The sequence below is a fragment of the Falsiruegeria sp. JB4-1 genome, from assembly GCF_055693495.1.
This window is the reverse complement of the sequence record NZ_JBVFTZ010000001.1, coordinates 3,400,937-3,414,142: the sequence shown is the minus strand read 5'-3', so window position 1 is coordinate 3,414,142 and position 13,206 is coordinate 3,400,937. Positions and strand designations below refer to the sequence as shown.

General features: G+C 57.5%; 8 protein-coding genes, 1 tRNA gene and 4 pseudogenes. 7 read left to right on the top strand and 6 right to left on the bottom strand.

What is annotated here, in order from left to right; translation table 11 throughout:
- Positions 1-134: 134 nt before the first annotated feature.
- The gene (locus tag ACZ1HE_RS17500) at positions 135-383 is read right to left on the bottom strand and encodes a hypothetical protein (RefSeq protein WP_472622834.1); all 249 of its coding nucleotides are present in this window, start codon (positions 381-383) and stop codon (positions 135-137) included.
- Between ACZ1HE_RS17500 and ACZ1HE_RS17495 the strand changes: the two are divergent.
- Positions 363-704, top strand: a pseudogene (locus tag ACZ1HE_RS17495) (transposase); the annotation flags it as partial. The gene ACZ1HE_RS17500 and the pseudogene ACZ1HE_RS17495 sit on opposite strands and share 21 nt — an antisense overlap.
- Here the strand turns inward: ACZ1HE_RS17495 and ACZ1HE_RS17490 are convergent.
- Positions 654-1,226, bottom strand: a complete 573-nt coding sequence (locus ACZ1HE_RS17490; RefSeq protein ID WP_472622832.1) for a twin-arginine translocation signal domain-containing protein — start codon at positions 1,224-1,226, stop codon at positions 654-656. The pseudogene ACZ1HE_RS17495 and the gene ACZ1HE_RS17490 overlap by 51 nt on opposite strands.
- A gap of 502 nt (positions 1,227-1,728) precedes the next feature.
- Here ACZ1HE_RS17490 and ACZ1HE_RS17485 point away from each other — a divergent pair.
- On the top strand, positions 1,729-2,181 hold the full coding sequence (locus ACZ1HE_RS17485; protein ID WP_472622830.1) for a hypothetical protein: 453 nt from the start codon (positions 1,729-1,731) through the stop codon (positions 2,179-2,181).
- Between the two features lie 336 nt (positions 2,182-2,517).
- Here ACZ1HE_RS17485 and ACZ1HE_RS17480 read toward each other — a convergent pair.
- Positions 2,518-2,592 (bottom strand) — tRNA-Gln (locus tag ACZ1HE_RS17480).
- A 94-nt stretch (positions 2,593-2,686) separates the two neighbouring features.
- Positions 2,687-3,673, bottom strand: a complete 987-nt coding sequence (locus ACZ1HE_RS17475; RefSeq protein ID WP_472622828.1) for an NADPH:quinone reductase — start codon at positions 3,671-3,673, stop codon at positions 2,687-2,689.
- A 91-nt stretch (positions 3,674-3,764) separates the two neighbouring features.
- Here ACZ1HE_RS17475 and ACZ1HE_RS17470 point away from each other — a divergent pair, with 91 nt between their 5' ends.
- The gene (locus tag ACZ1HE_RS17470; RefSeq protein WP_472622826.1) at positions 3,765-4,673 is read left to right on the top strand and encodes a haloalkane dehalogenase; all 909 of its coding nucleotides are present in this window, start codon (positions 3,765-3,767) and stop codon (positions 4,671-4,673) included.
- 19 nt (positions 4,674-4,692) lie between these two features.
- Here the strand turns inward: ACZ1HE_RS17470 and ACZ1HE_RS17465 are convergent.
- A pseudogene (locus ACZ1HE_RS17465) lies at positions 4,693-5,185 on the bottom strand (SH3 domain-containing protein).
- 167 nt (positions 5,186-5,352) lie between these two features.
- Between ACZ1HE_RS17465 and ACZ1HE_RS17460 the strand changes: the two are divergent.
- Positions 5,353-6,339 (top strand): annotated as a pseudogene (locus ACZ1HE_RS17460) (2-hydroxyacid dehydrogenase).
- Between the two features lie 12 nt (positions 6,340-6,351).
- Here the strand turns inward: ACZ1HE_RS17460 and ACZ1HE_RS17455 are convergent.
- Positions 6,352-6,810 (bottom strand): M23 family metallopeptidase, encoded by a 459-nt coding sequence (locus ACZ1HE_RS17455; protein ID WP_472624535.1) that lies wholly within the window; start codon positions 6,808-6,810, stop codon positions 6,352-6,354.
- Positions 6,811-7,113: 303 nt separating this feature from the next.
- Here ACZ1HE_RS17455 and ggt point away from each other — a divergent pair.
- The 3 genes and pseudogenes from ggt (at position 7,114) to ACZ1HE_RS17440 (ending at position 13,092) form a co-directional block, all read left to right on the top strand.
- Positions 7,114-8,899, top strand: a pseudogene (gene ggt / locus ACZ1HE_RS17450) (gamma-glutamyltransferase).
- 69 nt (positions 8,900-8,968) lie between these two features.
- Positions 8,969-10,366, top strand: a complete 1,398-nt coding sequence (locus ACZ1HE_RS17445) for an FAD-binding oxidoreductase (protein ID WP_472622824.1) — start codon at positions 8,969-8,971, stop codon at positions 10,364-10,366.
- Positions 10,367-10,581: 215 nt separating this feature from the next.
- Entirely contained in the window at positions 10,582-13,092 is a 2,511-nt protein-coding gene (locus ACZ1HE_RS17440; RefSeq protein ID WP_472622822.1) for a GcvT family protein, read from the top strand.
- Positions 13,093-13,206 lie beyond the last annotated feature (114 nt).

Sequence of the window (13,206 nt, the reverse complement as noted above, 5' to 3'; positions counted from 1 at the left end):
AAAGATCGTTCGGTCATCTGCCACACGACCTGAGCGTAGTTTTCGCTGCAATTGGTGAGATTCAACGGCGTTTTGATCTGGCTTTCCATCAGCTTGCTTTTGAAAATCCTGCACAAGTCAATTAACGGAGAATCTCAGTAAGCGGTGCACCCGAGGCGCCGCTGGGGATCGAACAGGAAAGAGTAAGGCGTCTGGGCAACGTAGATGTCTCCTGATCCTTGTGGATGGAAATTGCGACGGATTGGCCCCTCAAGAAAGTCGCCGCGCTGCTCGGGTAGCGGCTCACGCGGCATGGCAATGGCGATCCCCTTTCGCGCTTCGAGCGACGCGGAGATTGCTGCCTCGATTTCCCGAACCGAGGCTACAGCTTGCGCAATTGCCACGATGCTATTGCTAGTCGCAGTGCCAATGCCATCATCCCACCTCGCAAGAATGCCAAGCTCTGGAAGCCAACGTCGGCTGGTGCAATAGCCGGGAACGAAGCGGTTCGCTCCTCTAAGTATCTCGGACGGGCACTATAGCGGCGATGGAGCGGATACCACCGCAGGAGCCGCGTCGAGACCAAAATGCATTGTGTGAAGCTGTTGTGGACAAGCTTCATGGCACGGGACTCCGACCGACAAGTTGCCGAAATCCAGATCCGCGCTGCCGTCCTAAATGGCTACACCGCGCTTGGCATACCGGTCACAGAGACCGTAGGATAAGTTCTTCCGGGGTAAGGAGAAATGCGGCCCAAAGCCAATTTGTGCAACAAAGCCCGTCAGCGCCATGGTGACCACTTCGAACTGCGATTTCAGGTCGTCGATGGACAGTTCCACCGGGTCGTCGACGAAGCCGTCGATGGTCAGCGTCCAGCCATCGGGGCTGGTATTTTCCGGCGGGATACCGTTGTTGCGCACGAAATGCCGCGCGGTGGGCGTGATCGCGTCATCCACCAGTTCAGGCGGCGTTTCGGCATTGACGGGTCGGTCGTTCAGCAGCGTCAGGCCGTCCTTGCCGACAAGAACGTCTTCGGAAGCCATGGCCGCCGGAACAAACCCGATGGGCATGTCGCGGTGGAACGGGATCGAGGTGCCGACCATCGCCGCCATCGTGGCCAGCCCGGTCCGCTTGAGGAACCCGCGACGATCCGGGTTTGCGACCCGGCCGAAGAATTCCTTGTCCGCCTTCGCCGGATCTTCCGAAAAGAACCCGTGAACGTCCATCGTTTCCTTGTTATCTACCATTCTTGACCTCCCATGACTTTGATCCCGCATACCGTTGAATACGGGGGTTGCATGAGAGAGACGGATGAGCCGACAAAAATATTCCAAACTGAGTCATGTATTTTTTTGTAGATTTTCCGGACAGGTTAGATTGGCGCACTCAGAGGCGACGAATTCACGTTGAAACGCTCGGATTTCGCGAGAGCTTCGATAGTTGTTAGGTTCTGAACCTCAACGGCAGAGTGCTGGGTATGAGCACAGAAGTTTGATGCGATGAACAGCTTTGTCCGCTAAGCAGTCACTCGGCATTTGAATATGCTGCGCAGCCTATGAATGGCCGGTTCGGTGAAGCCGCGTTGCCGCGATGGAAGTAAAGGTGAGCGGCAGGAATAGGCCGTTTGCGTCGTGTCCTAAGCTGCGGTCATCGCGACTTTGCAGAGGTCGCTTTACTGCGCATAGCAGGCTTTGGGGTTGCTTCCAGAAGCGCACTTTTAACAATGGCGACTTTCGGCAGGGAGGCCGATTGTACGGCGGTTTCTGGCAGAAGATGGGGTCGAGTGATCGACTTAGTAGCATCATCATAGACGACGATAGTGTTGTTGAATTGGACTACGGGCAAATGGGGCTGATGTTGCTGTATGGCTTGGCTAAGGCGAGCCCCCCAGAAGGAGATCTGTATGACCTCGCGGCTTACGGTGTGCCCGCATCCAGCCGCTCTGGAATTAAGAAGGTCATCCAAGCAGTAATCAACAGCAAGAAGCCTCTGAGTCGGATGCCCAAGGGAGCCAGGAAGTCTTTCCCTAAGGGGATATCTGTAGGCGAAGTCTTGGTGGCGGTGAGCCAGCGTCACCCTGAAATGTTTCCTTACTTCAATGCAGGTATCGGCATGAAGATCATGCGCCTAGAGTCAGACATGCGGGAGGTGTTCCAGGCAATGACTGGCCTTTCGCCTGACATCTCTGCCGAACACCCCTAGGGCTGAAGCCGGTAGGGAAGGATATCTAGCCTAGATACCTCTGATGAAAGAGTAACATCAGTTACTATGTCACTAGAAGAGATAAGTAAGAAGTGGTGAACCTCCTTAAGGGAGGGTGTTATCCCCCATCCTCATTAATGGGCCCTGTAAGGAGAGAGGGACCTTAAGGGTCCCAACCTAGATCTCAAAAGGCGACCTCGCTCAAGTCCCCCTCGGAATCACGATCGGGTCCATGGCTTCCTGCATCAGACGACGACAATCGACTGGGGCATAAACAGGGGCATTCTAGTCACCCCTGAGGGCGGCGACTACTTGCTCTGATCATCTGGAAGAAGATGGCTGGGGTGGTAGGATTCGAACCTACGATCTTCAGTACCAAAAACTGTTGCCTTACCACTTGGCCACACCCCATCGGTGAGCGGCTATCTACGCCGAGTGATCTTGGGGTTCAAGAGGGCCGGAGCAAAAAAATCGCTCCGATCCGGAAAAATTTTGACGTGGCCAATTACCCGGTCGAAAGCAGGATCGCACCTGCGCGGCCACCTTCTTCTACAGCCTCATGCGCGCGCGCAGCATCGCCAAAAGAAAACACTTTTTCGATCGGACTGTGTAGCGCTCCGGCAGACAATGCCCTGTTCAGAGCACCAATAGCTGCTGTGCGCTCTTCCTGGGTCAGCAGGTAAACAAGCACGACTTCAATCGTTGCGGCTTTGAACAAGAAAGGAAACACCGGAAACGTCGGGGTCATGTCCTTGGCTGAGCCATAAGCGTTAATGCGTCCGTTTTCTGCGATGACTTCCGCGTTTAGCTCAATATTGGCGCCGAATTCCACATCGATGATCTTGTCGATGGGGGCACCGCCACTGGCAGTCAGAATTTGGCTGGCCAGATCTGGTGCGCTGTAGTCCAATGCCACGTCCGCTCCGGCAGAACGGGCTCTTTCAAGTCCTGCTCCCCGAGCGGTTGTGATAACACGAGCTCCCGCCCATTTGGCAATTTGAACGGCTAGATATCCAACTGTTCCTGCGCCACCGTGGATGAGTATTGTTTTGCCACGGACGTCCCCTCCGTTGAGAACGGCATGCGTGGCAGTCAATCCAGGAATGCCAAGTGTCGCCCCGACCTCATCGCTGACACTATCAGGTAGTGGTACAGCCTGATCGGCCGGTAGGGTAATCTTTTCGGCGGCTGTTCCAAATGGCCGTTTCCATTGACCGTTCCAAAGCCAGACCCGCTGACCAATCCGATCCGTCGCGACGCCCTCGCCAACTGCCGAAATCACCCCTGAACCATCGCTGTGGGGTATGATCTGCGCAAAAACCGGTTTGTCGAGGCCTGGGCGACCCGCGCGCGATTTCACATCCGACGGATTCACGCCAGATACCGTGATATCCACGGTGACCTCACCTGGTCCCGGTGCCGGGCAGTCCACGTTCGAGACGGTCAGAACCTCTTGGGCCGAACCGAATTGGCTGTAGGTGATGGCTTTCATCTGCATGTCCTTTGGAAAACTGTCGTGACGTTCACCCTAGCCGCATGGCAGGCGAATGCTAGGCTTGATCGCAACACGAGGAGGAGTTGCCATGAAAGCACTGCGAACGCCGGACGAACGGTTTGATGGGTTGAAGGACTTTCCGTATCAGCCAAACTATCTTGAGGTCGACGACACTGAAGGCGGCAGCTTGAGGGTGCATTATCTGGACGAGGGGGCGGCCGGATCTGACCCTGTTCTTGTAATGCACGGTGAGCCGACCTGGTCTTACCTCTATCGGCATATGATTCCCGTATTTACAGGCGCCGGTCATCGGGTCATCGCGCCTGACCTCGTGGGTTTCGGCCGCTCGGACAAACCCAGTCAACGTAGTGACTACACCTATGAGAGGCACGTTGGATGGATGGGATCGGTTCTGCGTCAGCTCGATCTGCAAAACATCACTTTGGTTTGCCAGGACTGGGGCGGGTTGATCGGGTTGCGTCTCTGGGCCGAAATGCCGTTCCGGTTCGCGCGTATTGTGGTTGCAAACACTGCGTTGCCGACCGGGGATCAGCCGATGGGCGAAGCGTTCAAGGCTTGGCGTGCATTCAGCCAGGACGTGCCGGAGTTTCCCGCTGGGCGAATAGTCTACGGCGGAACTACGTCCAAACTGACAGACGCCGAAGTCGCAGCGTATGACGCGCCGTATCCTGACGAGAGCTACAAGGAGGGCGCACGCCAGTTTCCTGTGTTGGTCCCTGACAGCCCCGACAATCCGTCGTCACAGGCAAACCGTGATGCCTGGGCTGTGATCCGCGGTTTGAACACCCCGGTGCTGACGGCTTTTGGCGCAGACGACAAGATCATGGCCGGTGTTGACAAAGTTTTTCAGAAACTCTGCCCCGGAGCCGAAGGACAACCGCATACGATCCTGCCGGATGCCGGACACTTTCTACAGGAAGATGTCGGGCCTGAATTGGCACGAATAACAAACGAGTTTATCTCGCGCACGTCCTGAAACTGTTGCGGGCTGCTGGTCAGTCCCGCACCTCCTCAGGTGTCACACCCCATAGGTTCTCTTTCGAAGCCCACCCTCGGTAGCCGCCTGCGGAAACTCGGCACCACTCAGTTGAACAACTTCCCAGACGTGCGACCACGCCGACTTCGAAGTGAGCTGTTACCGGAGCGCCGAGCATCTGCACGCGAGTATATTGGCATCATGTCCTTTTCGATCAGTACGGTGCGAACGCCTGACAGCAGAGCATAGTGCACCCAGCCGCCTGCGCCATCGCGGTCCTGGACTTTGCGCCAGTGGCCGTGTTCGGCCGTAATTTGTAGCGGCATGTCGCGGCGTTTGAACACCCAATCGATGCGGTGGGTCAACGATGGGCCTCGCCGCACGTTGCCTTTGTTTGCCTTCATCGAAACATATCGGGGCAGGGGCAGATTGGTCACTGGACCACGCTTCTCTTCAGCCGCGGCGGCAAAGTTCGCGGCTACAAGCGAGATAGCTGAGACTGCCGCCAAAATGCGACGATGAATAAAACTTGAATTCTTCACTGCCTGCCTGCCTGAATGCTCGACTGCCAATCACCAAAAAAGGCTGCGTCATTTGCGCATGGGGTTCTTGTGCCCCGCCTGTTCCTGCGCCACGATGGCATGACGCGGAGCTGTTTGAAAAGCGTGGGAGAGCGGAAGTGTCAAGAGAACGTCTGAGTGTTGTTGTTACGCGACGGTTGCCCGAAGCGGTGGAAACCCGACTCAGCGAGTTGTTCAATGTGCGCCTGCGCGACGACGACACGCCGATGACGCGGGCCGAATTGGTCGAAGCGATTCAGGACGCGGATATTCTCGTGCCGACGGTCACGGATGCGATCGACGCCGGATTGATCGGACAGGCAGGCGAGCGTTTGAAACTGATCGCGAACTATGGTGCTGGTGTGGACCATATCGACGTCGAAACCGCGCGTCGGCGTGGTATTCTGGTGTCGAACACACCGGGTGTCCTGACGGATGATACGGCCGACATGACCATGGCTCTGATCCTTTCGGTGACAAGACGCCTGTCCGAGGGCATGAGCATCATGCAAACGGGTGATTGGTCTGGCTGGGCCCCAACCGCGTTCTTGGGGGACGCCTTGGTGGCCGCCGATTGGGTATCCTGGGAATGGGGCGCATTGGCCAAGCTGTTGCCCGCAGGGCAGCAGCCTTTGGGATGCAAGTTCATTACCATAATCGCCGCCGGTTGCGTCCTGAAACCGAACAAAAACTAGAGGCGACGTATTGGGAAAGCTTGGACCAGATGGTTGCCCGTATGGACATTCTGTCGATCCATTGCCCCTCTACGCCCAGTACGTTCCACCTAATGAACGCGCGCCGCTTAAAGCTGATGAAGCCGACCGGAGTGATCGTGAATACTTCTCGTGGTGAGGTCATCGACGAAAATGCCTTGACCCGCATGATACGCAGCAACGAGATCGCAGGAGCGGGACTGGATGTTTATGAGCACGGAACCGATGTGAACCCGCGATTGCGTGAGCTGCCCAACGTGGTACTGCTGCCGCATATGGGGTCGGCTACGATCGAAGGTCGAGATCGAGATGGGCGAAAAAGTCATCATCAACATCAAGACCTTTGAAGACGGACATCGCCCGCCTGATCAGGTGGTTCCGGCGATGCTGTGACCCAAGCGCGCATTATCTGCAGGGCGCCGGATACGTCAGGGTACCTTGCGGATAGCTCTTTCCCTTTTGAAAACAGGTCACAATTCCTGGCCCGTCTGCCCAATAGAGATGTGGATTGACGCCTTTCTTTCCGTCGACCAAGAATCTGACATGCCCCCAATATGTGCCCTTTGGTCCTGAGCGCCACTTTCGACCCAGTTGAAAATGGAGATGCCGAACTCCGACGATGCATCGATACTCTTTGTGGTTGTTTCCTAGTATTGCGATCACTTGTCCTCGTTTCACGCGTTGACCAGCTTTCACCGAAACGGGGCCAAGATGTCCGTAAGCGGCAATAAGGGGTTTCTTGTCCGGTCCCAGCCCATGATCAATGACGACGGTTGGTCCCCAACAGGTACCAACATCGACCTCTTTTACGACACCATCTGCTGCAGCCAGAATTGCCAGGCCATTTGGTCCGCCAACATCCATTCCCTGATGTCGACTTGGGCGGGGGAGATTATTGGCCCCAATCCGGCTTTGGTAATCCGAAATGATAGGAGGGGCATTGGATGGCACCTGCACCCGTGGCGACTTGGCAAATGTGCTTGTGGCAATGACTGTGAAGGCAACAACAAAACTAAGAAACGCGTACATGATACCTCGGAAATACTGCCTTTGAGAGAACTTCAGCCGATCTGTGACCATGGCGCAAGAGTGTTCTTGGCGGCGATGCAAAATGCCCTAGGGTTGAAATCAAGAACTTTTGAAACCGGAGGATTTGGGATGAATAAAATGGTTAGATCAGGGCTCTGTGTCTCTATGATGATGACGGCGTCCGCCCTTTGGGCACAAGAGACAGCAGATAGCGTAGCCCCCGAAGCGGCCACTTCCGGTCAAGTTCAGGCCCTGTCAGAGGAGGCGCAGGCGGCTGTGGCGGCCAAGGGTGCCTAGCAAAGTAGTGGAGGCGCAAAACTGGATGGTCGCCGCCGCGAACCCACATGCTGTCGAAGCCGGTGCCGAGGTTCTTCGAAACGGAGGGACTGCCGCAGATGCGATGGTGGCTGTGCAAACGGTTTTAGGGCTTGTTGAACCACAGTCCTCGGGCCTCGGCGGAGGGGCGTTCTTGGTCTGGTATGATGGTGCATCACAGAGCTTGACGACGCTGGACGCCCGTGAAACCGCGCCCTTGGCTGCAACTCCGCGTCTGTTCCAGAACGAAGCCGGAGAGCCTCTGAAGTTCTTTGATGCGGTTGTAGGCGGACGTTCGGTTGGCACGCCCGGCACGCCTGCCTTGTTGGAGGAAGCGCACCGCCGGTGGGGTCGTGCATCCTGGCCCAGCTTGTTTGACGCCGGAATCAAATTGGCAGAGCAGGGGTTCGAAGTGTCGCCTCGCCTTGCAGGTCTGATTGAACGGGACGCCGAACGATTGGCGCGGTTCCCGGCAACCGCCGAGTATTTCCTGCCCGGAGACTCACCGCTGCGGGTTGGTGATGTATTGACCAATTCGGCGTATGCGCAGACGCTGCATGTCTTGGCGGCCAAGGGAGCAGACGGCTTTTATACTGGTCCGATCGCGGCAGATATCGTGTCGACGGTGCGCGGTGCCGAGGGGAATCCCGGTGTGTTGTCGCAAATCGATCTGGCGCTGTATCAAGTCAAGGAACGCGATGCCGTTTGTGCCGCCTATCGTGCGTATGACGTTTGCGGCATGGGGCCGCCTTCGTCCGGTGCGCTTACTGTGGGACAGATCCTTGGCATGCTGAACAGCTATGATCTGGCGGCTCTGGGAGCGGATAGCCCTGAAAGCTGGCGATTGATCGGCGATGCCTCACGCTTGGCCTTTGCCGATCGGGGCCGCTACATGGCTGACAGTGACTATGTCCCGATGCCAACCGCCGGGTTGGTTAACAAAGACTATCTGGCGGAGCGGGCCAAGCTATTGGCAGGCGACGACGCCTTGCCCGAGGTGGCCCCCGGCAACCCTGAATTCGACCATGCACTGAACTGGGCTGATGACGAGGCAATCGAACTGCCCTCGACCTCGCACATCTCGATCGTTGACCAATATGGTAACGTGCTGTCGATGACGACCACCATCGAAAACGCCTTTGGCTCGCGCCTGATGACCAACGGGTTCCTGCTGAACAACGAACTCACTGATTTTTCCTTCCGCAGTCACAATGATGGTGTGCCGATTGCCAATCGGTTAGAGCCTGGCAAGCGCCCGCGCTCGTCCATGAGCCCAACAATCGTGATGCAGGATGGTGCGCCGGTGCTGGCCATCGGATCACCCGGCGGCAGCCGGATCATCGGCTATGTTGCCACTGCCATCATCGGCTGGGCCGATTGGGGGATGGATGTGCAGCAGGCCCTGTCAGCTCCGCATCTGGTCAATCGTTTTGGGACCTATGACATCGAACAGGGAAGTGAGGCCGAGACGCTGCAAGCCCCGCTGGAAGAAATGGGTTACAAGGTCAACTTGCGCGATTTAACATCGGGCTTGCATGCGATCGAAATCGGCGAAACTCTCATGGGAGGAGCGGATCCACGGCGCGAGGGGATCGCTTTGGGGGAGTGACCTACAACTTAGTTGACTCGACAACCACATTACGTATTGTCATGACAACACGATGGGATGGAGTGAGACATGGTTCAAGCCACGGCATTGCCGCGCAATGAAACCGGGATCGAAACTGTTGTTGGAATTCTCAAACAGCAGTTCGGTGATCGTTTGCAAACCGGAGCTTCAGTCTGCGAACAGCACGGGCACACCACAACCTGGATTGAAAACCAATCTCCTGACGCTGTAGTGTTTCCGCAGTCCACCGATGAGGTGGCGCAGATCATCAAGACCTGCGCCCATCACAAGGTGCCGGTGATCCCGTTTGGAACTGGTACTTCTTTGGAAGGGCACGTAAACGCGCCTGCAGGCGGGATTTCTGTGGACGTCAGCCAGATGAACAAAATCCTGGCCGTCAATAGTGCGGATCTGGATTGTGTCGTGCAGCCTGGCGTCACCCGCGAGGATCTGAACACGCATCTGCGCGATCAGGGGCTGTTCTTTCCGATTGATCCCGGCGCCAACGCCTCGCTTGGCGGGATGACGGCAACCCGAGCGTCAGGCACCAACGCGGTACGTTATGGCACGATGAAGGACAACGTCATCGCACTAGAGGCGGTGATGCCTGATGGGCAGGTGATCCGTACCGCGCAACGGGCCAAAAAATCGTCGGCAGGTTATGACCTGACCCGCCTGTTGGTGGGGTCTGAGGGCACGCTTGGCCTGATCACCGAGATCACCCTGCGCTTGCAAGGCATCCCCGAAGCGATCAGTTCGGCCCGCTGTTCATTCCCAACGGTCGATGCCGCCTGTCAGGCGGTGATGATGACCATTCAATACGGCATCCCTGTAGCCCGGATCGAGCTGCTGGATGCGCTCTCGGTCAAGGCGGCGAATGACTATTCCAAGCTGACCTTGCCTGAAACGCCGCTCTTGTTGTTGGAATTCCACGGCTCCGAGGCGGGCGTGGTCGAGCAAGCCGAAACCTTTGGTCAGATCGCCGAAGAGTTCGGTGGCAGCGATTTCGCCTCGACCACTTCAACCGAAGAGCGCAGCAAGCTGTGGCAGGCGCGGCACGACATGTATTGGGCGTCCCTGCAGTTGCGCCCCGGTGCCAGCGGTATTTCCACGGACGTTTGCGTGCCGATTTCTCGTTTGGCCGAATGCGTGACACGTGCACAGGAAAAGGCGGCTGACCTGGGGCTGCTGGCCCCAACGGTGGGCCACGTGGGCGACGGCAATTTTCACACTTTGTTGCTGATCGACATGGAAAACGCCGATGAGGTCGCCAAGGCCGAAGCGTTCGTGAGCTGGCTGAACGACATGGCGATTTCGATGGATGGGACCTGTACCGGGGAACATGGCATCGGACAGGGCAAACGTCCCTATCTGGTTAAAGAGTTGGGCGAGGCCACGACCTATATGTCAGCCATCAAAAAAGCCTTTGATCCCGACAACATCATGAACCCCGGAAAGATTCTGTAATCAGCACCTGCGCTGCGGTATTGTCAGAGCCTTTGAGTATCCAAAAAGGGGTGAAGAGGGGATTTCCCCCTCACAAATACTCAAAACCGACGATTCCGGGATGCTCAACATTCGGAACGTCGGTTTTGTCCTCTTTTGCGTCGGCTGGACTTGGCGCTGCGCGTCCCGGTTGGGCATAAACAGCCGCAAACAGACTCATTCCGGAGAGCGGGCATATGAAAACCCAAGTCAAAGCATTGGTCGTCGGCGGTGGTGCCGTGGGGACCTCGATTGCCTATCACCTGGCCAAAGCGGGCTGGGACGACGTCATGCTGATCGAGCGGGACGAACTGACGTCCGGCTCGACCTGGCATGCCGCTGGCCTGCTGCCGCTCTTCAACATGAGCTATGCCACCACGCACATCCACAAGTACTCGGTCGACTTCTACAAGCAGCTGGAAGAAGAGACTGGCCTGAACGCCGGTTTCGCCGTGGTCGGCAACCTGCGCATGGCACAGACGCAAGAGCGTATGGATGAATACATGCTCTATGCGTCCACCGCTGAAACCTGTGACGTGGCTTACGAATGGTTGACGCCCGACCAAATCAAGGAACGCTGGCCGCTGATCGAGACCGGCGATCTGAAAGGCGCAATTTATCACACCGAAGACGGTTACATTAACCCCGCCGACGTGACCCAAGCGATGGCCAAGGGGGCGCGCCAGCGCGGTGTCGACATCGTACGCAAGATGCAGGCCGATGCCTTCCACTGGACCGGCACCCACTGGGAAGTCACCTGCACCAAGATGGTCGAAAAGGGCGGCAACCTGATCCCATCAGACGAGCAGGTGGTGATCACCGCCGAGCACGTTGTGACCGCGTCCGGCAACCACGCACAGCGCACCGCCAAGATGCTGGGCATCAAGATGCCCGCTATCCCGGTCGAGCACACATTCATTGTCATGGACAAAGACCCTGAGCTGGTCAAATGGCGCGAAGCTGGCAACCCCGAGCACCCCGTTGTGCGCGACGCCGACAACGAGAGCTACGCGCGGGAAGAGCGCGGCGGCTGGATCCTGGGTATCTATGAGCACGGTGCACCTGCGCAGTTCGAGCACGGTGTGCCCGACAGCTTCCGCGCGGACCTGTTCCCGCTGGATCTGGACCGTATCGCGGATCAGTACATGGCGATGGCTGAACGTGTGCCGTCCTGTGCCGAAAGCGGTCTGAAAGACGATTTCAACGGCCCGATTTGCTACACACCAGACGGTAACCCGCTGGTTGGTCCGGCACCGGGCCTGCGCAACATGTGGCTGGCCGAAGGGTTCTCGTTCGGTATCACTGCCGCGGGCGGCACCGGCTATTATCTGGCGCAGATGATGGTCGATGGTGAGGCCGAGATCGACATGGCGTCGCTTGACCCCAAGCGTTACAGCAGCAACTGGATGACCACCGAGTTTGCAGCGCGCAAGAACGAAGAGTGCTATGAGCACGTCTACATCCTGCACCATCCCGACGAAGAACGTGCAGCCTGCCGCCCGCTGCGTACCGCGCCTGCCTATGATCGTCAGAAGGCGCGTGGCGCCCAATTCGGTTGGGTCAACGGCTGGGAACGCCCGAACTATTTCGGCCCGCTGGATGCACCGCAGAGCTACGACCACGACGCGCGCTCGTTCCGCCGTGGCGGCTGGTGGCAGCACGCTGTGGACGAGGCCAAGGCGATCCGCGAAGGTGTTGGCCTGATCGACGCCACCGCCTTTACCAAGCATGTCGTCAAAGGCCCCGGCGCGACCCAATTCCTGGATTGGTTCACTTGTAACAAGCTGCCCAAGGTTGGTCGCATCAACCTGACTTATGCACTGACCGCATTCGGCACTACCCGCACCGAATACACCATCGTGCGCAACGGCGAGAACAACTATTACCTCGTTTCTGCGGGTGCCTGGACCGAGTACGACGCCGACTTCTTGCGCAAGGCGGCCGAGGACAAGATGGAAGAGTTCGGTTACATCGAGATCCAGGATGTCACCACGCAATGGGGCGTCTTCGCCATCGCCGGACCCAAGTCGCGTGATGTTCTGAAAGAGGTGATCAACGACGCAGACCCGTCGACCGCATTGTCCAACAAGCGCTTCCCTTGGCTGTCGGCCCGTCAGATCGAACTGGGCATGTGCCCGGTCAACGCGATCCGCGTGGCCTATACCGGTGAGCTGGGATGGGAACTGCACCACCCGATGGAAATGCAGAACTACTTGTTCGACTTGCTGGAAAAGGCGGGCGAGAAGCACGGTATGAAGCTGGTTGGCGCCCGCGCCCAGAACTGGCTGCGTCAAGAGAAGTCCTATCGCGCCTTCGGCACCGAACTGGGCCGCGACGCGACCCCGGCCGAGGCTGACCTGCCGCGCTTTATCGACCTGTCCAAAGACTTCCACGGCAAGGACAAGATGGTTGAAACCGGCGTGCGTTTCAAATGCTGCACCGTGCTGATCGACGGCCCGGCGGACGCTGACCCCTGGGGCCGCGAGGCGATCTATGCCGAAGATGGCGTGACCCGTCTGGGCCGTCTGACCTCGGGCGGCTATTCGGTCGCGTTCGAGAAATCGATCGGCATGGGTTATCTGCCGCCCGAGCTGGCGGTCGAAGGCACCAAGGTGAAGGTCAAGATGCAGGACAAACTTTGGGACGGTGTCGTCACCTGCGATAGCCCGTATGACCCCAAAAACGAGACCATCCGCAAGGACGGTTGAGCGAGAACTTTCACTGAAACAAAGGACCGCGACCAATAAGTCGCGGTCCTTTTCGTAATGCCATTTCAAGACCTGTTCACGCGATCAGGGGAAGAGTACCATTTTGTCATGGAC